The following is a 26,592-nucleotide window of genomic DNA, read 5'->3' as shown; positions in this document are numbered from 1 at the left end:
CTGAAGAACAAACTGACGTAAAAAAAACCGTGAAATTATTTCTCGTCGATCAGCGCACAGTTATTTTCGGCTTGACGCGTCACCGCAACGGCATTTTTGGCTTGAGCATTTAGTCTAACATTGGCAATTTGCGTTGAACGGGTGGCGCTGCTGTCTTCAAATTGCAGAAGTGTAGCGTACGCAAAGGTAGCGTCCTTATCGAAAGGACCATTGTCGAAAGCAAAAAACTTACTAGTCAGGGCTACGCAGTGAGACCAACCAGAAGGGGTGTCAAGGGTTGGCGCCGTGACACAGTCCGAGAAAAAAGCAACCCCGGCATTCGGCTGACCATTCTTTTGGGTCACGTGTACAACGACAAAAGCACTGCGGTTTGTATCTTTAGCGTCAAAGCTCAGCGAACCGAATGCGACTGGCGCTGCACTTTGTACAAGACCGTATGCGCCGATCGTGGCGCTATTCTGCGGTACAACGAGATTCAACGCAGGAATAGAGCCTCGACCACCATTGATCGTGATGAATGATGCTGTGGCATCAGTCACACCATTGCCGGGCAGGCAATAGTACGGCGAAAGGAAGACATCATGACTTGCTGCGTCAGCTGCGGATGCATTGAGAGAAAAAATTGCAGATATAGCGAATACGACTCTCAACCAAGTTCTAGACATTATGCTTCCTCCAGTTACGGGATCTTACCAACGGAAATTCAACAATATCATCTTTTGTTTCCGACAGAGCCTTAAGCTCACTAAGAGACCTTTATGACTGTTTTTCCGCGCGCATGTCCTGCCTCTGAAAGTTTTTGAAATTCCGGCACTTGTTCCAGCGATATTGATGTTGCAATGATCGGTTTTACCTGTCCTGATAAAACCAGTTCGGCGATTTCCGAGAGCTCTTGCGACACAAATGCACCGCTTCCGGCACTGACAATATATGCTTTCTGTCGGCAGAAAGGTGACGTCAGCAAGCCGAGAATCGTGTATGCATCCGGTACCGTTGTAACGTAGACACCATGCTTGTTCAACATCTTCGACGCTGTACGAAAATTCAGCTTCGCGCTGGCATCAAATATGCCGTCAAACTTTTGCGTAAGCTTCGCCACGTCTTGCTCTTTGTAATCGATCACATCGTCGGCGCCGAGTTCTTTGACAAATTCTATATTGTCGGCACCGCATGTCGCCACAATTTTTGCGCCCATCGATCTGGCGATCTGGACAGCGAAACTACCGACTCCACCGGAAGCACCGTTGATGAGAACAGTTTGACCGGTCTGTAGTTTAATTTGCTGCTTGAAGGCTTTGTAGGCGGTCAGTGCGGCAACTGGAATTGACGCTGCATCTTCGAACGAAAGTCCCTCTGGCATTTTTGCGAGGCTGTCCTTTTCGCAAATGCAGTATTGAGAGTACGCTCCAAATGGTGTTCTAAGCGGGTTTGACATTCCGAAAACTTTGTCACCAGGCGCGAATTTACGAACGGCGCTGCCGACTTCTGCAACTACGCCTGCGCAGTCGACGCCTAATACTCTCGGCCAATGTTTTGGAATTATCAGAGATAAATGACCAGCGCGAATTTTCCAATCAACCGGATTGATTGATGAGCTTTTCACCTCGACAAGAACCTGATAATTTCCAGGTATCGGTTTTTCGATATCTTCCACCTTGAATACATCTGGTGAGCCATATTCGTGGATGGTTAAAGCGCGCATTGCATTCTCCCCTGCGTGTCGGAGCTAAAGGATACTACAGCGTGGGAGAAGGCAGGGTGTGACAAGTCAAAGTGTGACAAGTCGACGCGGGACAAATTAGCGCGGTGCATTACCTAGCCGGTTATCTGCTGGTCTAGTATATTTGTTGCGGATAAGCGGAAGAACCTGCCTTATTCTGGTCGGCTCTGCCAGAAGTGTTCTGACCGCCTCAGAGACTGCAGCTCCAGCCTTCATCGAAAAGGAATGTCATGCGATCCCCAGCGTCTTTTAAAGTAGTGGCGTACCTGTTGCTTATTTGTCTGTTGATGCTTTCAAGTGGTTCGCAAGCGTTCGCTGTTGACTTGACCACCATGCAGGCGATTGGCAATTTTGCTGGAATGACGAAAACAGATGATGGTGTGTTGATCGATTGTGACGATAATAGCCATATACGTCTGCAAGTTCTTGCACCAGATTTGGTGCGCGTGCGGGCCGCGTTTAAAACCAGTTTGCCGCAGCACGATCATTCGTGGGCAATTGCACGTACAAAATGGGATAGCGTTCCGTTCAAGGTTTCGCAGACTAAGGATGAACTCTCGTTGGACACATCCGAGCTGCACGTAGTTGTAAGCCGCAAACCTTTGAAGATTTCCTTCTACGATGCGCACACTAACCGACTGATCAATGCAGACGGGCTGCCGATGCAATATAACTCGTCGACTGGTGCGGTGGCAGCAGCCAAGTCCATAAGTTCTGAAGAGCACTTCTACGGGTTGGGCGAAAAGGCGGCGCATCTCGACAAGCGCCACGATGCTTATGAGATGTGGAGTTCGGATACACCTGGCTATGTGCTCGGTCGAGACCCGATCTACCAGAGCATCCCGTTTTACATTGGACTTTTGATGGACCCCGCCGATTCTGCCTGGCGCGGTTCTGCCTATGGCATCTTCTTCGACAACAGCTATCGCACTCACTTCGACCTGTCGTCCACAGATCCTGAGCACGTTATTTTTCAGGCTGATGGCGGTGAAATGAATTACTACTTTTTCTATGGACCTTCCATAAAGAAAATTCTCAACCGCTATACAGAACTTACAGGGCGCATGCCGCTGCCGCCGAAGTGGGCACTGGGCAATCAGCAAAGCCGCTACAGCTACGCGAACGAACAGCAAGTTAGAGACGTCGTTACCCGTTACAAGAAGGAAAATATTCCACTGGATGCTCTGCATTTAGACATTCACTACATGGACGGCTACCGCGTCTTCACGTGGAACCATGAGCGCTTTCCTGACCCGAAAGGGTTGATAAAGTGGTTAAACGAACAGGGCGTGAAAGCTGTGACAATCATCGACCCGGGTGTGAAACACGAGTCAGGCGGCACTTATAACGTGTTCAATGAGGGCACTGTACATAACTACTTCCTCAAAAAGGCAAATGGTGAACCATATGTCGGAGAGGTCTGGCCAGGGAAGTCTGTGTTTGTCGATTACACATTGCCCGATGCGGCAAAGTGGTGGGGCGACCAACACAGAAGCTTATTGGATGCAGGCGTTTCAGGCATCTGGAATGACATGAACGAACCTGCCGATTTTGTCAGTCGTGACGGCGGATTGTGGAAAGATGTCGTCAACTACGATGATGGCGAACATTCAAAGCATGACAAAATGCGCAATCTTTTCGCTCTTCTGGAGTGCAAGGCAACTTATGAGGGGCTTCAACGGTTGCGTCCTGACGAGCGCCCATATGTGATCACGCGAAGCGGATACGCTGGTATTCAACGCTATGCCACCATGTGGACTGGTGACAGCAACGCTTCATGGGAAGCTCTGGCGCTCAGTATCCCGATGTTTGAAACGCTCGGTCTGAGCGGCGAGAGTTTTGTCGGAGCCGATCTCGGCGGCTATATGGGGCGAAGTGACGGGGAATTTTTGACACGTTCGTATCAGATTGGTTTCCTGACTCCGTTTCTCAGAAATCATCATGCTGTCGATCATAACGATCAGGAACCATGGCGCTTCGGTAAAAAATACGAAGACATCATTCGGAAATTCGTAAAGTTGAGATATCACCTTTTGCCTTATCTCTACACCGTTTTGGCAGAAGCGCACGAGACGGGAACGCCATGGTTCCGTCCGCTGATTCTCGAAGATCAAGACGATTACAATGTTCTCGGTATCGACGATGAATTTATGGTTGGCGATGCCTTGCTTGCTGCACCGGTTTTACATCCCGGCGTTACCAAACGCGATCTTTATCTTCCTAAAGGTCAATGGTATGACTATTTCTCCGGTAAAAAGTACGAGGGCGGTCAGTATATTTCGGTCGATGCGCCACTTGATACGGTGCCTCTTTTCGTCAAAGCCGGCAGCATCATACCGACCGGCGCAGCAGTCGATTTTGTCGGACAGCCTGGTGGCGATGCGATTAAATACGAAGTCTATCCAGACAGTGAAGGTGCTGCCGTCGGTCATTTGTATCAGGACGATGGCACGACGCCGGCTTATCTGAAGGGAGTCTGCGAGCACTTCACACTGAAGTACAAGGGCGGCAACGCGACATCAGCATCGGACAGAGATAATGTTGCAAAACCTCTGCCTGGCTCCGCAATAACGGTTCGCGCGCAGTAGAAGAATTTCCGGCTCATTCCTTTTTGCGGAGTCAAATTAAGCGTCGTCAAAGGATTGAGTACCCGGGCAATTTGCGATTTTTTGTGTAAGTGGTAATAGCATCCACTGCTGTTTGGTAGCCGCCAGCGCGTTGTATATCCTCCTGAAGTGAACTTGCGCGTTCACGATAAGAGGACTGACTGGAGATTTGTTCGACTGCCTTCCGCAGGCTGGATACTGTGACGTCGCGAGGGTGCAGGGCAAGACCGATACCCAGTTGCTCAACGCGTTGCGCGCTCAACATCTGCTCGCCCGATTGTGGGACAACGACAAGCGGCACCCCATTGCTTAGTCCCTCCATCACACTGTTCATTCCACCGTGCGTCACAAATATGTCTGATCGTTTTAATACATCAAGCTGCGGCACGTATGGGGAGACAATGAAGTTGTTTGGCACGGGGTCAAGCTGCTCTAATTTCAACCGATTGCCGATGGATTGCACGACCTGCCATTTGGTATCAGAAAAGGCCTTAAAGCACATATTGTAGAATTCCGAATTGCCATTGAATGCGGTGCCCAAAGAGATGTACAGAGTTGGCTTCGACTCAATTTGCTCAAGTGGGAAATGACTGAAATCAGGACGCGGTAGGATGCACGGTCCAACAAAGTGAAAGCGTTTGTCGAAGGTGGTGCCCTCATATTGAAACGAGCGTGGCTGTGTCACTAGCGTTAAGGGTTCGCCGTAATCCATCGCGTCAGTAACCGGAAATGGCTCAATAGCATAGTGTTCGCAAAGTTCATGCATCTCCTTATTTGCTTTCGCAAACGTTAAAGTACGTTCCTGTCTTTGTTCAGCGGTGTAAAACATTTTGTGCAACGTTTCAAGAAGATTGAAGTGCTCGTTCGACGCGAATGTTGGCCGAAGCAACACGGCTGGTATCTGCAGAATCTGTGCGAGCATTCGTCCCCAAAGTGCCATTTGTCCGTAAATGATGGCATCTGGCTTTGCTTCGGTGTTCAAATCTTGGAGCACGTTTGGCACAACGATTGAGCACTCCTTAACCAAGTTGCTATTAATCCAGGGAGCGCTCACTTGCAGGTCTCGATTACTCTGCGTATCGGACTGAGGTTTACCGATGGAGCTTTTCAAGACCGAATTGTAGCTACGAAAGGTTGCACCAGTGCTTTCAATGACGTCTCTATATTCCTCCGTCAAGTAATACACAACCTGGTTGCCGCGCTCTACGAGACCCTGCGCAATAGCAAGAGTTGGGTTAACGTTTCCAGATTGTGGTCCACTAAAAAAATAGTATTTTGACATCGGGTACAATTCAGTGCGGTTCTATGAATCTTGAATCAGTTTGCTACTGGCGGGGCGATTGTATTATTCACAGCTGGAGGGTCTTCATTATGCTCCAGAAAATCCTTCAAGTGTTTCCGCACCAGATCGGCTCGTGCCGGGCTGATCTTTTTCAGCATTGCGTTGACTTTAGCGATCGCTGCTAGCTGATCCTGCTCATCTACTGCTCCAGGCACATCGCCACCTTTCTGAGCGTTCCAAAGCATCTCGTAATTTTTCACGAGTTTCTCGATGTTATTTGCATATTGGTTTTCCGTCATCTGCGAGTGTCTCTGCTCAATGCGATCGAGCCACTCAGTCGCTGACACACGCTTTGTCGCCTTGAACATGTCATCAATCGAAACCGGCTTGTCATCACTGTGATCTTCGCTGTTACCCCACTGATTATCGTAGGTGACAGTGTGCTTGACTGGGTCGTAACCCGTCACCAAAACAATGTGACCGTCCGCGAGTGCCTGGTCCACATGTAACGGACGTTTCGAATTCGGGTCGAAGAATGGACGATTGCTTGCGTGCACGCCCAGCACGATTGGAAAGGTACCGTCGGCTTTGGCTGCCGCTAGTTTCGCTTCAAATTCTTCTTTGGTTGCATATGAAGCGATCTTGTCGTCCTGCGCCGTTATTGAATCTTTGTGGCTCATGAAAGCTTGCGGTTCGAAACGACCAGTAAGCGTCGTATTGATAGTGAGCATGCCGTTAAACATGGCAGCTTCATTAGGATCTTCAGCGATCTTGGTGGGCGGATTAGTAGAGTAGTCGCGAAGGCGTTCTCCGCTGTCTTTGTGACCTGTCGACCGTTCCTGGCTGTATCGAAGATCGCCTGGAGGAATGGTGGCTTCGTTGTGTTTCACCAGAAGCAAATTCACTGCCGTGACGTTGAAGAGTTGGCTGGCGTAATTTCGTTCGTTTGTGCCGCGGGCCGCGTTGTTGGCTTCTTCGCCGAATGTGGAGAAGCTGGACCTGTCTAATTTCACTGTGGTTCCGTCAGGCGCAGTGTATTTGCCGGTGGTGGCGACATCTGCGACTAATTTCGCAGCGCTGGATGGTTCGCGCGTGAATAATCTGTTTTCTATTGCCGTGACATTGCAGGTATTGTGCATCCCTTGATCGTTAGAAGTCGGCTCGGCTGCCACCGCCATTATGCCAAGAGCGACGCGCACTCTTTTGCGATCGTCCATCGGTTGCGTGCCTTTTGCTTCAAGCACCCGAGAGATTTCGTGATAAGTTTTCGCCACTTCTTCGTCGCTCAGGTGCTGCTCTCTGGCGCGTTGCTCGAAAGCTATCATGTCTTCTTTGAATTGAGCGCGTTCTTTGAGTAGTCCTATTTTAGTGTCAGCAAGATGATCGAGCTTTTCTCTTTCGGCATTTTTGTCCTGTGTTGGTGCCTCTGCACGAGTTGTTTTCTCGACACTGCCATCCTTGTTGATTGTGACTTCGAAACGATCTTCCGGTCTGGGTCCGTTGTGAACGTCGGTGTATCCGCCTGATGCGTCAGGAGTACGGACGTAAGTGGTGCCGTCTTTGAATTCAGCTTTTGTTTTGCCGTCGGTGCTGTAGGTGAAGCGTGTGCCCTGCGAGTCTGTGAAGATCGTGCTTCCGTCTTTGTCGTGTCCAGGCAATCTAACTTGTTCGTTCGGCCGCAGAACATGCAGACCGAATCCGGCTTCTCTTGTTGGCGAAATTTGATTGTAGCGAGCTATCTCCCCGGCATGCTGTGCTATTTGTTCCTTCGTTGCGGTAGGACCGAGGTGCTTTTCAGCGATGCGTTCGAGCGTTTCACCCGGCTTAGCAGTGTATGTGCCGGGTTCTACTTTTAAGTGAATTTCGGCGCCGCGATAGTTGCTTACTTGATTTAAAAGATCGGATAAATCGCCGTTGCCTGCTTGCAGCGATTCATATGGATCCCAGCTGGCATCTGCTTTTTGAGCAGGACGCACGCGCTCGTCAGGCGGGCGTGTATCCTGCTCATGTGCGTGTTCGAGACCGAGCCCGCGCTCATCGGCTTTTTTCGGGTCGCGCACTCGTTCGTCGGGCGAGCGTGAGTCTTGCTGAACCGCGTTGTTGTTTAGAGCAACTGTATGGTCTTGATTGTCGGCAAAGTCGATGGCTACCTTCGGCAATCCCAGCGACTCGCTCAGGGCCCTGTTTATGCGCCGCTGTATACGTCCGCCGTCCATTAGATCGGAAGTCCAGACAGCGTTTGTCGGGGCAGGTGCCCGTTCAATAGAATCAGGTTTGTCCGATGCCATTTAATGACACGTCCAAGGCGTTGTTGAAGAGCAGGGGGTACTGGTAAGAAGGATGCCAAGGGTGTTGAAGATAGTAAGTTATTTTTGGCAAAAAGGCTAATTAAACCGGTGGGCAGGACGGTTCGATTGCCAGAACTTTGCCAATTTTGTCGATTAGGCTTGAATAGGGCAACTGAATAGCAGTTAATGGCGAGTGAGGTTATTCAAGAAGCACGGTTCTTGCAGAGATAAGCAGCTATTTAGCTGATAAACCCTTGGATCCAGCGTGGCGAGTTTTGTATAAGTCAGGAAAGCTTTCTAGCCTAGCGCATAATCGTCGCCGTTCCATCCGTTTCCATTCTGACATCAACGGACAACTTCTCTGGAGTCATCGAAACCTGTCGAAGTACATACGGCATCGGGTTGTCGAATTGAAGGCGGTAAAAATGCTGCCCTTCCCTGTTTACCTGCTCAGCGAGTTGATCCACGCGACTCGATAAGTTCCACCCCCAGAAGTTGCCATGTATTGTCAGACCGGCAACATGCTCTACGTGCACCAGATTGTTTTCTTTGCTCATATCAAACGATAGATTGCCGATTTCGAGATCGTCCAGGCTAACCGTGGTGCCAAGCGCAGGAACTTGAGTCGACAATGGAATTTTTTCAGACTGATTCAGCTTTAACTCAAAATGGTTTCCCTGTTTCGACGCAGTATTTATTGCCCTGATTAACTGATCGCATCTAGTGCTCAGCTTATTGTGCAAGCCACCTTCTAGCTTCGAGTAGAGCTTGCCGGGGTTGAAGGAGCCATCAGGAAGGTTCTGCACACGCTCCACTAAATGTCCTATCTGTGAGTTTGGTAGAACAGTGTTGCTGTTTTCATTTGCTTGTTCGGCTACTGAGTCTTGAGGATGATCATGCGGTGGAGTTTTGGTCTCAGTTGAAGCGATCTTTGGGTGGCGCATAAAAAATTGCCAGATAGCATCGGCTGTCTGTGCTGGTTCATCCAGTTTATGCCGTCCACCTATTATGATCCTCTGCTCGACTTCGGCGCCGCTTTTAGAATTGGTCCAGCGCTCAATGACCTGATTCTCCTTAAATTCGATTTGCGATGGTTCTGCGTTGCCATTAACTGCATTCCAATAATTCGACACATACCAGTTTGGCTTAAGCGTTGGAATTCCTGCCTCGGAAAGAAGAGAAGGCACTCCTTCGACACCCTCGATTGGAATAATGGCGTCATCGGTGCCATGTATATTTAGTACTGAGAGCGGTTGACTGGGTGGCTTTTCTTTACCACTCATCGCACCGCTGACGACGGCAATCGCTGCAATTTTGTCGGACAGAGCCGCCGCTGCATCAAACGTCATCATGCCACCGTTCGAAATTCCGGTCACGTATATGCGCTGGCTGTCGATGCTGGCTTGGCTTTGAGTTTTCTCAATTATGGACCGTAAAAACTTGAGTTCGTTGTCGCCCTGGTTCCCGTTCACCAGACCGTTAGCAGCGTCCCAGATCTTCAATTGTTTCTCGCCGAACCATGGTCTTGCATCTGGATAAACTACAATAAAGTTATGTTTGTCGGCCAGGGTGCTTATGTTGCTCTCACGCGCAAACTGGCTGGCGTTGCCGCCTAATCCATGCAAAGCCACCACGAGTGGTATTGGTTGGCTGCCGCTGTAGCCGGGTGGCACGTGCAGCAGATATTCACGTTCGACTCCATCAATCTGGATACTGCCTCTAAAATCGCCGGGACGTGGAACTTTATCAAAATCAATACGAGGCTCATTCTTTTTACTGGATTCCTCAGCCGCAATTGTTTCGCCTGGTGAAAAGAAGTTTTTTTGTCGTTCATCTAATTTATCGTTATTGTCGCTCGCCAAACCAAGCAACAGCGGTTGGACAGTCTCATACATCCAGGTCGGATACTTGTCGGCAAATTTCACAGCATTGTAGGTATCAGCCAACAGCGCGGCTGCCACCGATGACTGCTCGTTTTTGCCAGTCAGGGCAAATTCTTCGGTTTTGATCTCACTTGCCATATACGCTTGCCTCAGATATAGGTACGTTAAACATAGATTTTTCCGGGTGCAAATAGCGTGCAAAGCTGTGGCAATTGCTCAATTGCGCGGCTTTTGCAGTTGCACGGTATTTGCACACTTGTGTTGCTAAGGTGACGGTGTCCGAAGGTGAAGCATTTTTGGTGCATCTTTTCAAAAGATAGCTTGGAGTAAAGATATGACACTTGAGAGTTCGACAAAATGCGAAGATACGCGTTTAGCAAAGAAATCCGTATCCGATGACCACGAGAAGCCTTCATCGTTTGGCGAACATTCACCCTCCGCTTTGACGAATCAATATCTAGATCTGATTGGAAAGCAAGCAAGACCAGTTAACGCCAAACCGGCACTGACAGCCGAAGAATTTTATAAAGAGTTCAACGACTCTTTCCAGACCATTTCTCGGGATCGAACTCAAATAACAGAGGCGGATATTGAAACATATAAGCACAATCCTTTAAGACTGCCGTCATCTCTGCGCACCTGGATAAATCCTGCAGAATCTCGCCGCGAAGCCATGCTTGATGAATTGTCTGCAAATTTTGACGATTTAAAAGGACTTAGCAGAGCCTCCTGGGGATTGAATAGTGGTATCAGAAAAGAAGATGTCAAACTTTTTCATGACATATATAAAACAAGAGTGGACGGAGGTTGTTCTGACACCAGCAATAGAGAGCGGCAACTGTATGAACAGACAGCCAGAACAGAGATCGGTGCTGGTTTTCTTGGTGTCACTGCCGGTTCAATACTGGGAGCAGGAGCCGGTGCTCGGTTGAGAATGAATTTCCTCCGCTCTCTCAGTCAATGTTGTGAGGGAGAGGCTGGTGCTGCGTTTCTCGGGCGAGCAGTGAATGCATTTCCGAAGCTCCCGGCCATGTTAGTTGGTGCTGCTGTCTTTTCGTTAGCGGGAGCGGCTATCGGCACTCATATCGATGAAGAGGTCGGTCGTTCTAATTACGATAAAGATAGAGACAGATTGAAGCGTCTGATGTCAAATTTGGGAAATGCCAGCCGCTAGCCTGGCATTAGAGTTGCACGCATTTTGCACGCTCTCTAGTCTATCTTGAGTTCACTTGAAGTTTCGCTATCGCAATCAGCGTGACTGCTGAACTCTTATCAGCAAAGACTACAGGCATCAACAATCACCAGGAACTTCAATCACCAGGAACCTTAATCGCCAGGAAATTCAATCACAAGGAATTTTGACACATGGAATGCGGTTTTCAAAATTTTGCTCCAGAACAGAAAATAGCCTTCAACATTGCAACAAGCGAATTGTGGCTGCGAGCTCTGGAAAATGATGCTGAGGCACAAAATTCCTTTGCCGTCGCGCTTCTGGCTGGCACAGATATTGATCGGAACAGTTCCGCGGCCTATTACTGGTTCAAGACTGCGTGCAACCATGGCTGCCTCTCCGCACTTTCAAACCTGGCTTACATGTATGTGCAGGGGATCCACGTGGAAAGAAATTACACTATCGCCAGATTCCTCCTCGAAGAGGCTGTATCAAGAGGATGCCCGAGTGCAGAAAATAATCTAGGTCTGATGATGGGTTTTGGTCTCACGGAAGAAGCAGATCTCACCCTTGCCAGAGTAAGTTTTGCCATCGCAGCTGCCAAGGGACTGGAGGCTGCGCGAAAGAATTTAGCCATGGTGGCCTAGGGGAATATGCTATTTTGTGTGTGTTTGGCCGAGATTATGAAAAGTGGCAAAATTATTGCTGGTCGAAGACGATGGCGAATTAGCAGAGAAACTCAAAATTTGGTTTTCTGACGAAGGTTATCTTTTCGAATCGGTCAACACGGGCGAAGACGCTCTGCAGATGTTGAGTAATTTTCAGTTCGATGTCGTGCTGTTAGATCGTACTTTGCCAGGGATTTCTGGAACCGAGGTCTGCAAGCGATTCCGTGCAACCGGCGGGAGAACGCCCATTATTTTTCTGACTGGGCGCGGCGAAATAACAGATAAATTAGAAGGATTGGATATTGGCGCTGATGACTATCTCGTTAAACCGTTTGACGTGAGAGAACTTTCAAGCCGCATTCGCAGCGTAATGCGCAGAACAGCTGGTCTGCTCCATAATGAGCTGAGATGCGGGAATTTGGTTCTGCACGCGCCTTCGCATACTATGTTCGTGGATAACGTTCCCTATCGCTTGATGCCAACTGAATCTGCACTGCTTGAGCATTTTTTGAGACATCCGAATCGTTTTTTCGGATCGAAAGACATACTAGATGCGGTATGGCCATCAGATAAAAGTGCCTCCAGCCAGACGGTAAGAAGTTGGATGCGAAACCTTCGACAGAAGCTGGAGAGTGCCGGTAAGTCTGATCTGATTCGCACCGTGCAAGGGTCCGGCTATCTACTCGATAATCAGGAGTAGTTTAGTTATTGCGAGTTGGGCAGCGTGAACCAAAAGATGCTGCCGTTAGGATGGTTGCCTGTGACGCCGATTGTTCCGCCGTGCGTTTCAATGATTAGCTTACATATCGCCAGACCGAGCCCAGTGCCTTCTTTTGAGTTGGCTGCGCCGATTTGATAGAAGGCATCAAAAATGTTTTCGCGGTTTTCCTCCGGAATCCCGGGACCATTGTCGCTGACCAGCACCTTTGTAAAATTCGCAAGATGTTCGATTGAGACGCACACACTGGTGTTCTTGTTTGAAAACTTGATGGCGTTGCTGAGTAAATTCATTACTGTTTGAATTATTTTTTGAGGATCGCATTCGACGAAACATTGATTGGATGGAATCTCGACATTGATGCCTTTCGCTTCCGCAGAACTGAGCACCAAATCGGATGCTTGCGATATTAGCTGCACTATGTCGCATCTCACTCGCTGAATTTCCATTTTGCCTGACTTCAACTTCTGGAAATCGAGAAGGCTATTAACGAAATTTATCAAGAGCTCTGTGTTTTTTATAGAAGACTTCAATTCTGATAAGGTGTCATCTAGTCCAAGCCGCTTTGCGTGCTCATACGCAACTTCTAGCGAAACATTGATCGCGCAAAGCGGACTGCGAAGGTCATGGCTAATCATATCCACAAAATCTTGACGCATGCGGTCAACCTTTTTTTGCTCCGTAACGTCTTGCACCACGCAAAAGAAACTTTGCCTCATCGCTGACCAGAAAATTGACCAGGTAGTATCAATCAGTTCACCGTCTGCTCTCACAAGCTGTAGGTCAAAAACAGACGATCCCTGATCAGCGTGTGTCTTTCCGATCTTGTCGTCTGCTGTGCTTCTATCGTGCTGAGCCACCACATCGACTAAGTGCTTGCCGATAATTTGTTCAGATTTAACGCCAAGAAGGCGCTCGGCGTAAGGGTTCGCGCTAACGAAAAATCCATTAACATCGATAACACAGATCAGTTCTGCGGCATTGCTAATGAGATCTCTTTCTCTGGCGAGAGTCTCTTCCAGCGATCGTGCAACTTGATGGATCAGGCGATCTAAACGACCAATTTCGTCATGACTCTTAAGTGGTTCCAGGAGTGGTTGCTCATTGGACATCAACTGGCTGTTCGCACAAATGTGTGTTAATGGGTTTCGAATTCCACGCGCGTAACTTCGAGCTAGCAAAAACGAGATAATCAGGCTGCTTGGAACGGCAAAGGCGATAGCCGAGGCAATGTACATTTTTAAATTGTCTATATCGACCGGATGCGCCCCGTATTTCATTTCCACTTGATCGATCAGGGCTGAACTGGCAGAGTAAAAAATACTGCTGTATTTCATTAATTGGCGATCGATCTCGAGCTGATGCCACTGTGGTCCATGCCTGGCGCGAAGCAAGATGACGCGGAAATTGTTATCGGATGCTGCCCGTACTTTGTTCAATTGTTCTTGCAGTGCCAGGTCGTCTTTGGTCTCGGATGCTAAATGGTCGATGCTTTTATTGAATTTGTCCATGGTAGCTGCGATTGGCTGCGGCTCCAGAGAAAGTAAATTCATAACGTTCTCTTGAGTGAGATTCGCAACTAACTCGTGTGTCTCTTTCGTAATCTGATGTGCGTGCGAAATTCTGATTAGTGATGTTTGAACTTGCCACAAAAGAAAACTCAGCCAGCCAACAAACAGGATCTGGCAAATAAGCGGAAAAGTTGTGACCAGTATGCCTCGCTGGAGCAGGTTCATATTAGAGCTCCTCATCTTCGATTTCGGGATTGCGATAGCGAGGCAAATTGAACCAGAAAGTGCTTCCGGCATCCTGATTGTTAAATACTCCCAGAGTTCCGCCGTGTGCTTCGATTATTGATTTCACTATAGCTAGCCCCAGTCCACTGCTATGAACTTTAGTGCGGTTCGCGGTAGCTCTCGATTGCTTGTACTTTTGAAAAACGACGCTCAAATCTTCGGGAGGCACACCGCATCCCTGGTCAGAAATCTGCACTTCCACGACGTCTGCTTGCTTTTCGATTTTTACAGTAATGCGCGATCCAGGTGGGGAGAACTTTATTGCATTGGATAGCAAATTGACGACGACTTGAATCAGGCGTCCCTCATCGCCCATAACAAAAGCGTCGTTCATCGGTCTTACTATAGTTATCTGAGCGGCTTCTGCTAATGAGCTCACCGCCTCAATTCCCAGTGAGCAAAAGCCATGTACTCGCAAGCACTTTGTATTAGTAACAAAGGTTCCTGATTTCAATTTTTCTAAATCGAGAAGTTCGTCAATAAGAGTCTTTAATCGAACTCTGATCGGTTGAATTTTGAGTAGCTGCGTTTCAACGGCTGTACCTGGAATGCCGTTCCTTCCTGAAAGAAGCAGGTCAACACTCAGCCCGATAGAATTGAGTGGTGTGCGCAGATCGTGACTGACAATTCTGAGGAACTGATTTTTCAATTGTTCTATTTCTACCAGTTCTGTAATGTCATGTACGACGCAAGAATAGATCTGCTTTGCCGTTAGCCAACGTATCGACCAGCGCAAGTATTTTATCGAGCGGTCTCCGCAGACTATGGCATTTTCAAGTGTGCCTTCCGCTGGACCAGTTCCTATGCGCTGAAGTGTGTTTTTAGTGACCTCTAGAGTACCGGCAGTCACCAGGGTCAATAGAGATTTCCCGATTAAAGACGATTGCTCGAACGACCACTCTTTTACTGCAGAATCACCTACCGTGACGAATTTCAGATTTTTGTCTAACGAGCATAAGACGTCCTTTGCGTTGTCTAGGATAGCCATTTCATGCATGCGAGCATCGGTCAAAATTGTCTCGGCATCATGGAGCGCTCGATCAAGTTGGGCGATTTCGTCTTTGCCGCCTTGAGATGGCGGCAACTTCTCGCGTATGGCTAGCTTGATTGCGCTATCGCTCACCAATGACAGTCGTCCAAGTAAGTCGCGCGTAAACAGCGAAACCAGTCCGATTGTGAGGAGTACACTCAAAGAAATGATTGATAAGAGCAACAAACTCAGTTTGAGGCGGATGGTTGACACCGCTTGCTCATTGGTCGCTTCTACAGTTGATTCTATAGCGACGATTTTGTGCGATAGTTCACTGAACTGAATTACAGTTGACACCACTTCTCTGCGGAAGCCGTCGATGTGGGTGATTCTCTCGTGAGGACCCAGTAAATATCGTTTTGCTTGTTGCTCGATAGCTAAGATGCTTCGCAGCATCGACTGTGCTTCATCCATGACTTCGTTCAATTCAGGACTGATAGTTCGATTGAGGGCTCGATTTTTCGTTATGGTGTTGAGGAGTTCTTCGACTTTCTCCAGCTCGCGTAAAGCTTCGGTGGTGTCTGCGGATTGGTCGCTACGACCAACCACAAAAAAGGCTTGTGTGCAAATTCGGGCGATGTTGTGCAGATCGAGAAGTACTTGCTGCTCGTGCTCCAGAGTGGTGAGCTCTTTTTCAGCGGAGAGGAGCGTGCCTGCCAATACCGAAAGGGAAATCAATTCAAAAACGATAGGAACCAGTATCAAGAGCAGTCCCTTCTGATTGGCATTGAGATTTGATAGTAGATTCAGAGCTGCCCCTTCCCTGCTGCGGCTGTGTGCCTGCGCACTAGATTGCAATAGATTATGCCCGAATCGTCGCCAGGATCCAGACTTTTGTGTCGATGTTTAGTGGAGGGTCACGAAACTTAGTTCGAGCAGGAGCAGAATAACCTTGCGCGTATAGACCTGGTTTCAGAATTCGCGTCAGCAAGCACGCAAACAACTTGTATACAAGTTTTCCGTATTCTCCCTCCATCGGTAGAGAACGCCCATGCGTCGAGCAAAAGTGAGGAATACGGAAATGGCATTTAATTCAGCCGCTGAGAGTTTTGAAGGTCGCACCGAATCCAGCCAGAAATTTACTACGGCACTTTCTACAGAAGCGCTTTTCACCCAGGGCGGCAACGACTTATACAAGAAAGCGATCAGCGCTTCAAAGAGTTTTTTGCCGACCTGTGACCTTCCTTCCTGTGATGATTTGCTTAAACAATTCAATGACACTAAATCACAACCTTTGTACGACAAGGCAGAAAAGGGCGTCAAGCATTCAGCCCCTGATGAATTGCCTAAGTTGAAATCCTGGGACGAAATCGTGAAAAGCGCCAACGAAGTTCAACACAAGATTGCCGAACACGCACGCAGGGAGCGAGATGTCGTGAGCGTGACTGAATCAAAGAAAAATGGCGAGAAAATTGAAACAGTTACAGTAGAAAAGAAAAACGGCAGTAAGATCGTTTACGAAGCGAACGGTAAGACGAAACACTATCCTGCGCGTCCTTTGCCGGGTAACGCTGCGCTCGAAGATTGGCTTGAGTAGATCGACACCTGCTGAACGTTCGCGATGCTCCGACTAAACTTGAGTGATTCCGATCTTGGGTCTGTTTGAAGTTACCAGCTGACCAAACGTCATGTCAGGACTTTGCCAAAAATTGGCGCTAAGTTTTTCGTGATGTCTATTCTGAGGTAGTCAATAAGCGCCGACCTTGACTGAAGTTTTTGAGGGTTTTCCCACTATCATCTACGACGATGCGAGCGAGCGAACCTGTAAAACAAAATTTGGTACATGTGGTTCAAGCTTCATTAAAAGCTCTGGCACGCTCACGTCAGTCAAGTCTTCAGCTTGTTCTTCGATTATTTGAAGGAAGAGAAAAGAATCCAGGTCGAACAGATGCGATAGAAATACGTCTGGGTGCTGCGCTTCGAGATTCCATGGTTCAAGATCTTTCGGTTTGAAGTGGTCTATGTTGAAAGTCACGATCACTTGCGCCTGAGCGACTACAGCGGCAGCAGTGACATGGCGATCGCCTTCATCATTGGTCATCTGCTCGATTAGCTTGTCCGGTACGGACACCATTGCTTCTGGAAAGGCTTTAGCCATCTCTTCTTGTAAATGTGCTGCTTGAGCGTCATTCATTTTTCTTCGTTTTATGAGGTTTCGCGTAGTCTCGTCAAGAATAAGCTGTGACCAATGCACACGGTAGAGCCCGTATTCGACCGCCCGCAGAAGGGTATCTGTTACGGGACGATTGAAAAGAACACACGCGTCAAGAACAGCTGGAAAAACTGCCAAGCGATTTACTCCTCATCGTAAAGGCTAGCTTCCTGTGCCATCTTCGTGAGTTTCTTTAACGCGCTTCTACGCTTCTTGTCGCGCTTGTGTTTATACTCCATGAGATCTTCGAATCGAATGCGTCGATGCGTTCCCACTCGCTCGAAACTGATGTCTCCTTCTTGTAGAAGTTTGATGAGATACGGTCTCGACACATTGAGCAAATCCGCTGCTTCTTGCGTAGTAAGCAAATGTCCAACTGGAACAATTGACACTGCCATGTCGGCTGCAAGTAATGGAACAACCTGCTCAAGAACACGGTAAAGGGGCTCAGGAAGCGGTATTTCTTGCCCCTCTGGACCTACCAGGCGTGCCTGTTTAATAGTATGCAGCGCTTTGCCAAACGCCTGTACAGCAGCCGCCTGCTCTCTTTCAGCGTAAATTGGTTCTCTGAGTGAGGTTGATTGAACCATGTGGCACCTAATTTGGATGATTTCGAATATTTCGATTATATTCGATTGCTTCGATTATTGCAAGGTGTCGTTTTTCAGCGACTGTGTGCGATTAACCGAGACAGCAGGGTTTGGTATCAGTAATTCAGGACTAGTCTAGACTCCTGAATTGAGATTCAACGATTCCTAAACCATCATGCCGTTGTTGCTTCTGCTGGTGCTGGTTCAATATCGAACCAACCCAAACGCATTGATTGCGCGATATTGTCGGCTGTCAAAGCCAGAGCCAAGAGGATGGCGCCGATGATCCGGTGCTCTGGCATGTTCAGTGTAAGGCTTGGTTCCAGCAAATGCACCATACTCAAGACAAAGAACGCAAGAAACGCGATGAGAAAACCAAAGGAATTGACGTAGCAGCACTTACACTGAATGCTGCGAATGTGATTATCATTTGCGGTGTACTGCAAATACCAGATCGTGCTCGCAATGTGATGCTTCAATGCCACCATGTATGTTTCGCCGTCTTGCGTTTCATAGATGTCTTTTTCATTTGGCTTGACGTAAGCATCGAATTGAGGGCGAAAAAAGCTTCCGATTTTTACGACATTCAGTCCGCGATAAAACAGCTTGGCCAGAAAAGCAGCGGCGATGGAAAGCAGGAAAATAAGCGATTCTCGGAACGGGGTATCATGCACGTTAGTTGTAGCGATCAGCCCGGCTATTCCGATGATGATGGTCAATCCGACTTTGGCAAATTGCATCAAGCCAAATGCGCGATTCTCAATGACGTCGGATTTTTGACGCTCCTCGCTGTAAGTAAAAGCTGCGATATCCTTTGTCAGCCTGAGGATGCTCTCATCAGACGATGAGAGTCGCGAGAGAATGCGATGCAGTTCTTCCTTTTTGCCAGCTTCTAGTTCAAGTAAGAATGGGTCAGTTTTGAATCGCATGACACCGCCTCGCTGAAAACGCTCCGGACGCTAATTTACTTGATATTTGGCTCAGCGGTTTCAAGACATTTTAATTTGAACCTTTACTTAATAATGGATGAAGGGTGAGTTGCGCAGATTTCAAAGGCTGGGTTAGACTGGATAGTAGTGGTTTTGTGTCCCTTATTGACCCGGAGGAAGCTATGCTCATCATACTGAGACGAGTTGATGCATATTTGCTTGCAAAGCTCCTGGCACGCCCTTCGAGTAGAAGCCGCGCGTAGGGACCAGGCTGGCAATTTTTTGGGATTGAAATTGAGCTGTTTAGCGGATGAATAAGCCTGCGTCTTTGCGCGCGTTCCGACGTGAAATCCACATACACGTTTAGGAGGGCGAGTCATGAAGAACCGCAAAAGAAATGTTTTGAGCAGACTGTTCAACAAGGCGCTGATCTGGATGGCAGAGAAAGTTCTCGGCACCATTCCAGTGATCGGTCCGGTGTTCAGAGTAGCGTTTTTCGTTTTCGCGTAACGATATGCGCACTTGAGATTGGTTGATGCCTGTGTGATGCGGGCATCAGCCGATCACGTAAGTTGTGTCAGTTAGAAACAGGGGGGGCTCATAAGAAGGAATTCTCAACTATAAAGTTCACTGCTTATCTGAGTTCCTCTGCCTAACTTGATTCCGGTTGAAAACTCTAACAACTCCACGTTGGGAAGATCGTTTAAACGCTCGACGCCACTGGCAAGTTCAGACAAAAGGAGATCGAATGGAATTGGATTCGCCGTCGCTTTTATTGTTAGCCGTCTCTTTTTCGATGGTTGCAGGCCATTGCCGCCCCAGCTGAAGATATGACCGTTGTACTCGGTCCACTCAGATACTTGTGCGGGATACTTTCGGCGCAGGTTTGCAATGAACTGAATTCGCTCGATGAAAGATTTATGCGTAGAGCCTTTGCCTGAAATGAAAGATCGGCAGCTGCGGCAAATTCCGGTCCAGCAAGTGCTGTTTGATAGCATTGATCCACTGAAGGACGTCAAGTACACATTGTCAGTACATTTTGTACACTGCTCAACAAGTGTACCTTCGAGCCAACCAATTAGAAGGTAACCGATTGGAAGCGGACCGTCGCCGCCGACGTAGGGCCACGAGCAACTTGCAAATGACGGCTGGCAGAAAAAATACTCTGCGCAACTGAGTATTTTGTGGTGGCATTTAAGCACCAGATCGAAATTCTGGAGCAACAAGTCACGAGAACGATTTCGACTTCCAGCATCTGCTTCCGACGATGCTGCATAGCCGTATGAGTGAATAACCATAAGCACCTCGCTTTAGCTGACTGGTTAAGCGCCCGCAAGCAGAGTATCAAATCGGCGTTTGTTTAAGCATATAGGACTTCACTGCAAAATATCTGCAGTCATGTTGTCTTTCCGTTTGATTAATTACTGAGAACCCGCCAAATTTTTTCTGTACTGCGAACATGCTGCAGTTACCTCATTTAAATTGGATTAGTCCAGACCCACCCGCATCAGCCAACTAAGCGGGGCAACACCCAGTATTAGGGGTAGTTACATGCCAACCGATTCTCCTGAGCCAGCCAAGCGGCAAGTTCAAATATCAGTCGACCGCAGCAGTCCCGATCTCCAGGCTGATTGCGAGAGAGCAGCCGCATTCGACGGTGAGGTCGTTGTTGCTGTGAGAGAATTTCCGTCGAGTGAATACAAGTATCTCTATGACCGCCACGAAATTTCTATCGTCTGCGCACGCTTGCCGATGCGCGGTTATTCTGTCGACACTAAAACTGTTATGGACAGCAAATGTAGCAAGTTAATACTTGTGGTGGAAGCGCAAATCTATCGAACTAAGACCGTGCAGGCCGAGAAGTTGCCCGACTAGTAGCTTCCGTCTTTCTTGTAGATTTGCAGCGCCGCCTCGAATTCCACGCGCATGAGCAACTTGAGTTCTTCCGGCTCCAGGACTTCAGCTTGAGCGCCATAAGACATGACCCACCTTTTGATTTCGTCAAGGCTGGGTGCCGTAAAAGATAGAGTGCAGCTGCCGTCTTGATGCTCAATCAATTCTTGCGATGGATGCCACTTCCGCTCTCGAATGTATCGACTGGCGTCAGGGTCAAACTTGATCTTGATGTTGCTTTCTTTTTCCGTGTGCTCCAGGAAAAACGCAGAATCAATCCACTCTTGAATTTTCCCGTCATCTATCGGTGTAAATTTTTCGTCCTTAATAAAGTAATCGCGCATCCTATGCAGTGCGAAGAGTCTTAGTGCATTGCGCATGCGGCAATGCGCCACCACGTACCAGGTACCTCTGCTTTCTAGTAGCCTGTACGGCTCAATCTCGCGCTTTGTTACTTCACCTCGGCTGGCTGTGAAATATTCCAGCGTCATCACTAAATTCTTTTCGCAGGCGCTGTTGAAATCGAAAAACGTTCTTCGCTTGATTTTGATCACAGAGCCGGCGTTGAAATTCACCATGCTCCGTAGTTCGCCCAAGTCAACTTCAGAGCGGTCTGGCATGCGCTCGTAGATCTTCTCGAGCGCGCTACTCAAGATTGGCTCGAACGATGTACCTGTGTACTCTGACAGCATTTCATTCCCGAGTGTGATGGCAAACAGCTCGCCGTCAGAAAGCTCGAATGTCGGTAGCTGCTTTTTCGGATTTTTATTGTAGTAGCCGTTTTTGAATCTATCGAATTCGATGTCCAGCCCGCAGCGCTCTTTCAACTCTCGAATATCGTCGTAGACTGTTCTTGGCTGGACTTCGAACATCTCGCAGAATTTCGTCTTCCATTTTGATTAGGCGCTCTAATTTTGATGTCATCGTGGTTTATCGGGTTGTGTTTCGGTTTTACTAGTATTAAAGATTGGGCCGCTGTACTATGCTCGGTTTCGAGCCGCGTTTGACGTATATACCCAAATCTGTTGGTGACCTGGTAGTTCTGGGTTCGGGTCTTTTCGTGCTTACAGTTGTCTTGAAGATTAGGCAAAGATTTGTGACGGGTTCCCAGAAAGTTAATGACGACTATATCCGACACAATGTCTCGAATGTTACGGAAGGCCAAGCCGCAATCGACTCGTTGAATCATATGAACACCCCTTTGTGAAATACGACTCCAGCTAAAGTTAAGAATCACGTGTCTTTCCCGGGAAAGGAGCGGCCGGGCACATGGTAGATCCAGGCAACGCATGGGAAACGTTGCGCGAGAAGCTTGAAATGAGCGATCTGTGGATACACGATTTGCGCAGAAGTTTGGCCTCATCAATGGCCAATACTGGGGCAGACGTCTCGGTTGTCAGAGCCGCGCTCAACCACACAGACACTCGAACTACGCTGAAGGCATACATTCGGACAAGCCAGCAAGTTCAACTAGAAGCAAGGCAGAAGGCCCAACAAGCTTGGCTTGAGGCAATGAAACGTCAGGCGCAAGAGCCGACTATAAATGCGGCTGATGATGGCCCGAACAAAGCTCGGAGCAAGTCATCCTCTAACGCTAAGTCAAAACGTAGCTCGAAGTCGCGCAAATAGATTTTTGTTTTGCGAATACAGATAATGCGGCAGTCTTCGTTTTTATGGCGCGGCACTTTCCAAGACCTTCTGGTAACTCACAAGCCTTAAACTTGCATTATAATTGACCGCCTATTCGGTATCCGACAGGCATCTCTTATCAGGCTATTTTGCACTGCATATTATTTGCAGCGGCAGATGCTTAGATTGATTCCAAGTGTCGAGCGAACCATTTCTTCCTCAAACGCCACAAGTGTCAGGTGTTCAATGAAAGTAAAACTCATACAGTGCGGTCCTTATGCCAATGATAGCGAGCGCCGGGCAACAGAGTTTTTGAAAGAAAAATTGGAATCGTTGAGCGGGGATGGTCTGTGGGTTCTCTTTTCGAACATCGAATTTGGGACGACACCATCCAGCCGTCCGGACGAGATTGATCTTTTGGTGGTGGGTCCATCTGGTGTCCACGTTTTAGAAACCAAACACTGGGACAACAAGTACGTTGAGAACAAAGCCAACGCTCTTACAGTCGACGACCAGTCCGAAATTCTGAACAAGAAAGCGCGGCGGATCGCAGGGAAGGTGAAGAGATTATGGGCGTCGGCCAACTTCATTCAAGGAAAGTTTTTACTGACGAAGGGTGAAAATATTTCCTATGCCAGTACATTGTCACCCATAAAGGGAGCCGGATTCTATGCATTGCGTGATTGGAAAGAACTGTTAGATGTTAGCGCAAAACAATTGTTGACAGCGAAACAAACAGATGAACTTGCATCGTCAATCATGCCTTCTGCACGAGTCACGCTGACTGGAGATATTCGACATTTCGGAAACTATAGCAATTTAGAACTATCCTCACCACGCGACGACAGGGTTCATCGCGTTTATCGTGGTCAGAACGCAAGAACGCAAGACAAAGTTGTCCTTCACATCTACGATTACTCTGCGTCAGATTCGAATAATCCCGATCTAATTGCAAGACGAGAATTCGAGACGATTCAGCGATTGCAAAAGTCGCCGTGGCTGCCAAAGCTTATGGAGTCGTTTCAAGAAGCACCGGAGTATCCGGGCGAACTCTATTTTTTCTCACTCGTAGATCCGGGCGCACCAACAGTCCTAATGAGAAAGGTTGATCGTAATTGGAAAACGGACGACAAAATTGCGTTCGTGGCACGATGTTTTTCTGCGCTTTCGGATCTTCACGAACCAGCTGATCCCGACAACCCAGCCATTATCCATCGCAACTTGAATCAAAGCACTATCCACGTGAGAACAAATGGAAACCCGCTTTTTACCGGTCTGCGCCTCAGCAGAATCGCGGAAATGACTTCTCTTCCGGTCCAGCCGGCTCCGCAACAGCACGACAGTTGTACGGCCCCAGAAGTGATAAGTGGTGGGATTGCAGCAGCGTCGAAAGCTTCAGACGTGTACTCGATGTGCGCGAGTCTCAAAGATCTGCTTGCTGAAGGTACCGGAGCAACACTTGGTAAAGTTCAAAAACTACTTGAAGCTGGTCTAAATGCGAACTCGGAAGATCGTCCGTCAGCCGCAATGATTGCATCTCAAATTGGCGAACAAATCAAACAACCTACCACCTCGTCCATTACGAAACCAGAAGCATTACCATCGGCGCAATATTGGGATGAAGGCACGGAGCTTGATTTCAACCAATCTCGTTACCGTGTTGTTTCAAAACTAGGTTCGGGCGGCTGGGGCACCACTTTCAAGGTTGTCGAAATCGATAAGACTAGTGATGAAGAATATGGGACGTACGTGGCAAAAGCCATTCACACTGAATCCGAAGGTAACAGCGCGATACGCGCATACAAAAAGATTCGTGCGCATACAATACACAATTCGCTTTCAATGATCCATGAAATCGCAGAGCGATGGAGACCAGATGCTTTTGTAGCGTTAATGAGGTGGATCGATGGAGTTCCGCTCGCATCGCTGACGGGAGAGATTTCAGCGTACGCAGATAAATATGGCGAAAGCTCCGTCGAAGAATTAGTCATGAAGTGGCTAGTACGCGTTTGCCAGGGACTTTCTCAGTTACATCAGGCGGGATACGTACACGGAGATGTTACGCCAAAGAATCTCATTGTAGTCGGACAGGATATTTTCCTAACCGACTATGATCTTGCAACCAGAATTGGCTTGAAATCAATCAGCAAAGGTACCTTGCCGTACTGTTCGTCGGCAATGCAAACTGAACATGAACTAGCTCCCGGCGATGACATCTTTTCTCTGGGAGCGTCGTTTTTTCATGTGCTGTTTGACAAGCTTCCGTTTGACTTTAATGGCGAGCTACGAAAAAACGCTGGTCTGAACTGGGACGGAGTTGATTGTGACCAGTTTTTGAATGTTATCGAGTTTCTGAAACTCTGTACTACTCCCGATGAATCCGCGCGCCTGCGTTCAGCTTCCGAAGCGATTCGGTTCCTTAACAACCGACTTGAAAGAGTCGATGAGGGTGAGTTCGAGACGGGTTCTGCGGCGGATGAAAATCGAACACCAAACGAAGTACTTTGGTTGACCGAGGTTTTAAAAGCTTACCCAAAATCGAGATTCGGCAACGCAGAGACTCGCGGACTCGATAGTGACTTTGCTAAACACACCTACGTTGAGACTGACTTGGAGCGAAATCTTTGTCAAGGCATAATGAAACGTGACGTGAAACTTGTGATCCTAACTGGTAACGCAGGCGATGGTAAAACCGCATTTCTACAACACTTGGCAAATTCATTAGGTGTCCCGGTCGAAAAATCGAGCACGCGCATTGTCGATCAAACAATATCTAACGGTCTCCGAGTGAGAATCAATCTGGATGGTTCGGCTTCCTATCAAGGAAGAAGCGCTACCGAACTATTAGATGAGTTATTCGGCCAATTCCACAATGGTGCCGTTTCCCCAATAGCGGTTCATTTAGTGGCCATCAACAGCGGCCCTCTTCTGGCTTGGATAGAGGACTTTGCCGGACGCAATCCCGGCAAAGAGTCAGTTCTGATTTCCGCACTTTGGTCAGCGATTGAAGGCAACTATGAAGACTTGCCGAGTTGGTTGCGATTCATCGATTTCAATGATCGGTCTCTAGTAGGTGGAGTCAATCGCGGTGAAAACATGATCTCGACCGAATTCGTAGATCAACTTGTTGATGCGTTGCTAGGTTCTGAGAAAGCTGATGAAATTTGGTCACCGTGCGCCAGCTGTACCGCGCAACCGTCCTGTCCTATTTTCAACACCGTCTCGCGCGTACGCGGTACAAACTCATATACCAAAGAAAATGCTCTGTTAATGAGGCAGAGATTGTATACGGCACTGCAGGCCGTACATCAAAGAGCCGAAGTACACATAACCGCTAGGGACCTCCGGGGAGCGCTAAGCTACATCATATTCGGACTTCACAACTGCAAAGACATACACGCGGAAAGGATGGAGGAATATCTCCCATTCTGGGATCGTGCGTTTTCGGCAAAATCCCCCAGACGGCAAGGCGAGGTCTTGATGGAGCTCTGCACGCTGGATCCGGCACTTGAATCTAATCCGAATCTCGACAGATTCCTGCTAGGACTCGAACAAACTAACGAAGGTTCGTCTTCACCCCGTTACCCCGACCTGGAACTATCATCCGCGCGCAGACGAGCCTTCTTTGAATGGAATGACGAGGAAGTCGCGAAGTTTGCAAGTAATGGTGCGAACCTCTTCGGCATTCGCAGATCGGCCCACTTCCAGCTGTTTAGAAGGTTTCCATTACTGAAGGCCGAAGAAAAATCTCAAATCTGCCGCGACCTCTGCGTAGGATTGTCGAGACTCGTTGACCTGCCAGACGTAGTTCTCAACCAACCGGATCAAGTACCGCTACGAATAACTCCGCGCACCCCGACCGAAACCGTACTCTGGGTCAACAAACCAATATCGCGCTTTTCGCTTCGCTGCGCTCTGAGTGATCAGGACAGCGATATGGAAGCCCTCCACACACATCTGGTACTCACTTACCAGTACAAGAATGGCTTCAATGAAGATCTCTACCTTGGCGCCGACCTGTTCTCCATATTGATGGAACTAAAGGAGGGGCATCAGTTCGTAAATGCTGCGCTCGACGATACCTTCGCTAACTTGTCGATATTCATCGGTCGGTTAGCTCAGGAGGACCAGACCGAGTTGATGGCATGGAACCCAGCAAATGAGAACAAGACATACAAACTTACCGCGAGTCTTCAGAATGAAGTTCGCTGTCTGGAAATCCATTGATCTCTCAGAA

Annotated in this window: 20 protein-coding genes; 8 read left to right on the top strand and 12 right to left on the bottom strand. The window is 48.2% G+C overall.

Features of this window, described 5'->3' with window-relative positions:
* Positions 1 to 35 precede the first annotated feature (35 nt).
* Positions 36 to 665: a hypothetical protein gene (locus EKK48_07870; protein RTL43654.1), complete on the bottom strand. Its 630-nt coding sequence runs from the start codon at positions 663 to 665 to the stop codon at positions 36 to 38.
* Between the two features lie 80 nt (positions 666 to 745).
* Positions 746 to 1,702 (bottom strand): NAD(P)-dependent alcohol dehydrogenase, encoded by a 957-nt coding sequence (locus tag EKK48_07865; GenBank protein RTL43653.1) that lies wholly within the window; start codon positions 1,700 to 1,702, stop codon positions 746 to 748.
* Positions 1,703 to 1,950: 248 nt separating this feature from the next.
* On the opposite strand from EKK48_07865, the gene EKK48_07860 reads away from it, so the two are divergent.
* Positions 1,951 to 4,308 (top strand): glycoside hydrolase family 31 protein, encoded by a 2,358-nt coding sequence (locus EKK48_07860; GenBank protein ID RTL43652.1) that lies wholly within the window; start codon positions 1,951 to 1,953, stop codon positions 4,306 to 4,308.
* Between the two features lie 46 nt (positions 4,309 to 4,354).
* On the opposite strand, the gene EKK48_07855 is transcribed toward EKK48_07860, so the two are convergent.
* The 3 genes from EKK48_07855 to EKK48_07845 all read right to left on the bottom strand — a co-directional run bounded on the left by EKK48_07855 (position 4,355) and on the right by EKK48_07845 (position 9,917).
* Positions 4,355 to 5,608, bottom strand: a complete 1,254-nt coding sequence (locus tag EKK48_07855) for a glycosyl transferase (GenBank protein RTL43651.1) — start codon at positions 5,606 to 5,608, stop codon at positions 4,355 to 4,357.
* Positions 5,609 to 5,643: 35 nt separating this feature from the next.
* Positions 5,644 to 7,896, bottom strand: a complete 2,253-nt coding sequence (locus EKK48_07850; GenBank protein RTL43650.1) for a LysM domain-containing protein — start codon at positions 7,894 to 7,896, stop codon at positions 5,644 to 5,646.
* Positions 7,897 to 8,198: 302 nt separating this feature from the next.
* Positions 8,199 to 9,917 (bottom strand): hypothetical protein, encoded by a 1,719-nt coding sequence (locus EKK48_07845; protein ID RTL43649.1) that lies wholly within the window; start codon positions 9,915 to 9,917, stop codon positions 8,199 to 8,201.
* A gap of 196 nt (positions 9,918 to 10,113) precedes the next feature.
* Here EKK48_07845 and EKK48_07840 point away from each other — a divergent pair, with 196 nt between their 5' ends.
* From EKK48_07840 to EKK48_07830, 3 genes are all read left to right on the top strand, one after another.
* Positions 10,114 to 10,953, top strand: coding sequence for a hypothetical protein (locus EKK48_07840; protein RTL43648.1), 840 nt, complete (start codon positions 10,114 to 10,116; stop codon positions 10,951 to 10,953).
* 191 nt (positions 10,954 to 11,144) lie between these two features.
* Positions 11,145 to 11,597 carry a sel1 repeat family protein gene (locus EKK48_07835; GenBank protein ID RTL43647.1) on the top strand — a complete coding sequence of 151 codons (453 nt, stop codon included), beginning with the start codon at positions 11,145 to 11,147 and terminating at the stop codon, positions 11,595 to 11,597.
* A 43-nt stretch (positions 11,598 to 11,640) separates the two neighbouring features.
* Positions 11,641 to 12,318, top strand: a complete 678-nt coding sequence (locus tag EKK48_07830; protein RTL43646.1) for a response regulator transcription factor — start codon at positions 11,641 to 11,643, stop codon at positions 12,316 to 12,318.
* 5 nt (positions 12,319 to 12,323) lie between these two features.
* Here EKK48_07830 and EKK48_07825 read toward each other — a convergent pair whose 3' ends face one another.
* Entirely contained in the window at positions 12,324 to 14,144 is a 1,821-nt protein-coding gene (locus EKK48_07825; GenBank protein RTL43645.1) for a PAS domain S-box protein, read from the bottom strand.
* Positions 14,074 to 15,960 carry a PAS domain-containing sensor histidine kinase gene (locus EKK48_07820; protein RTL43644.1) on the bottom strand — a complete coding sequence of 629 codons (1,887 nt, stop codon included), beginning with the start codon at positions 15,958 to 15,960 and terminating at the stop codon, positions 14,074 to 14,076. Before EKK48_07820 ends, EKK48_07825 begins: the two co-directional genes overlap by 71 nt.
* A 223-nt stretch (positions 15,961 to 16,183) precedes the next feature.
* On the opposite strand from EKK48_07820, the gene EKK48_07815 reads away from it, so the two are divergent.
* On the top strand, positions 16,184 to 16,699 hold the full coding sequence (locus EKK48_07815) for a hypothetical protein (protein RTL43643.1): 516 nt from the start codon (positions 16,184 to 16,186) through the stop codon (positions 16,697 to 16,699).
* A gap of 201 nt (positions 16,700 to 16,900) precedes the next feature.
* Here EKK48_07815 and EKK48_07810 read toward each other — a convergent pair whose 3' ends face one another.
* From EKK48_07810 to EKK48_07795, 4 genes are all read right to left on the bottom strand, one after another.
* Positions 16,901 to 17,452: a PIN domain-containing protein gene (locus EKK48_07810; GenBank protein ID RTL43642.1), complete on the bottom strand. Its 552-nt coding sequence runs from the start codon at positions 17,450 to 17,452 to the stop codon at positions 16,901 to 16,903.
* A gap of 5 nt (positions 17,453 to 17,457) precedes the next feature.
* Positions 17,458 to 17,904 (bottom strand): helix-turn-helix domain-containing protein, encoded by a 447-nt coding sequence (locus tag EKK48_07805; GenBank protein RTL43641.1) that lies wholly within the window; start codon positions 17,902 to 17,904, stop codon positions 17,458 to 17,460.
* Positions 17,905 to 18,077: 173 nt separating this feature from the next.
* A complete protein-coding gene (locus EKK48_07800) occupies positions 18,078 to 18,833 on the bottom strand; it encodes a hypothetical protein (protein ID RTL43640.1) in 756 nt (251 codons plus the stop codon).
* Between the two features lie 614 nt (positions 18,834 to 19,447).
* Positions 19,448 to 20,131, bottom strand: coding sequence for a hypothetical protein (locus EKK48_07795; GenBank protein RTL43639.1), 684 nt, complete (start codon positions 20,129 to 20,131; stop codon positions 19,448 to 19,450).
* A 253-nt stretch (positions 20,132 to 20,384) separates the two neighbouring features.
* On the opposite strand from EKK48_07795, the gene EKK48_07790 reads away from it, so the two are divergent.
* Positions 20,385 to 20,708, top strand: coding sequence for a hypothetical protein (locus EKK48_07790; GenBank protein RTL43638.1), 324 nt, complete (start codon positions 20,385 to 20,387; stop codon positions 20,706 to 20,708).
* On the opposite strand, the gene EKK48_07785 is transcribed toward EKK48_07790, so the two are convergent.
* Positions 20,705 to 21,598, bottom strand: a complete 894-nt coding sequence (locus EKK48_07785) for a WYL domain-containing protein (protein ID RTL43637.1) — start codon at positions 21,596 to 21,598, stop codon at positions 20,705 to 20,707. The genes EKK48_07790 and EKK48_07785 overlap by 4 nt on opposite strands.
* 397 nt (positions 21,599 to 21,995) lie before the next feature.
* Between EKK48_07785 and EKK48_07780 the strand changes: the two genes are divergently transcribed.
* Both EKK48_07780 and EKK48_07775 read left to right on the top strand, forming a co-directional pair.
* Positions 21,996 to 22,355, top strand: coding sequence for a hypothetical protein (locus EKK48_07780; protein RTL43636.1), 360 nt, complete (start codon positions 21,996 to 21,998; stop codon positions 22,353 to 22,355).
* Positions 22,356 to 22,532: 177 nt separating this feature from the next.
* Positions 22,533 to 26,582, top strand: coding sequence for a hypothetical protein (locus EKK48_07775; GenBank protein RTL43635.1), 4,050 nt, complete (start codon positions 22,533 to 22,535; stop codon positions 26,580 to 26,582).
* Positions 26,583 to 26,592 lie beyond the last annotated feature (10 nt).

The sequence above is a fragment of the Candidatus Melainabacteria bacterium genome (genome assembly GCA_003963305.1).
Taxonomy (GTDB): Bacteria; Cyanobacteriota; Vampirovibrionia; order Obscuribacterales; family Obscuribacteraceae; genus PALSA-1081.
Note: the sequence above shows the minus strand (reverse complement) of the source record. Positions and strands in the feature narration are given on the sequence as shown.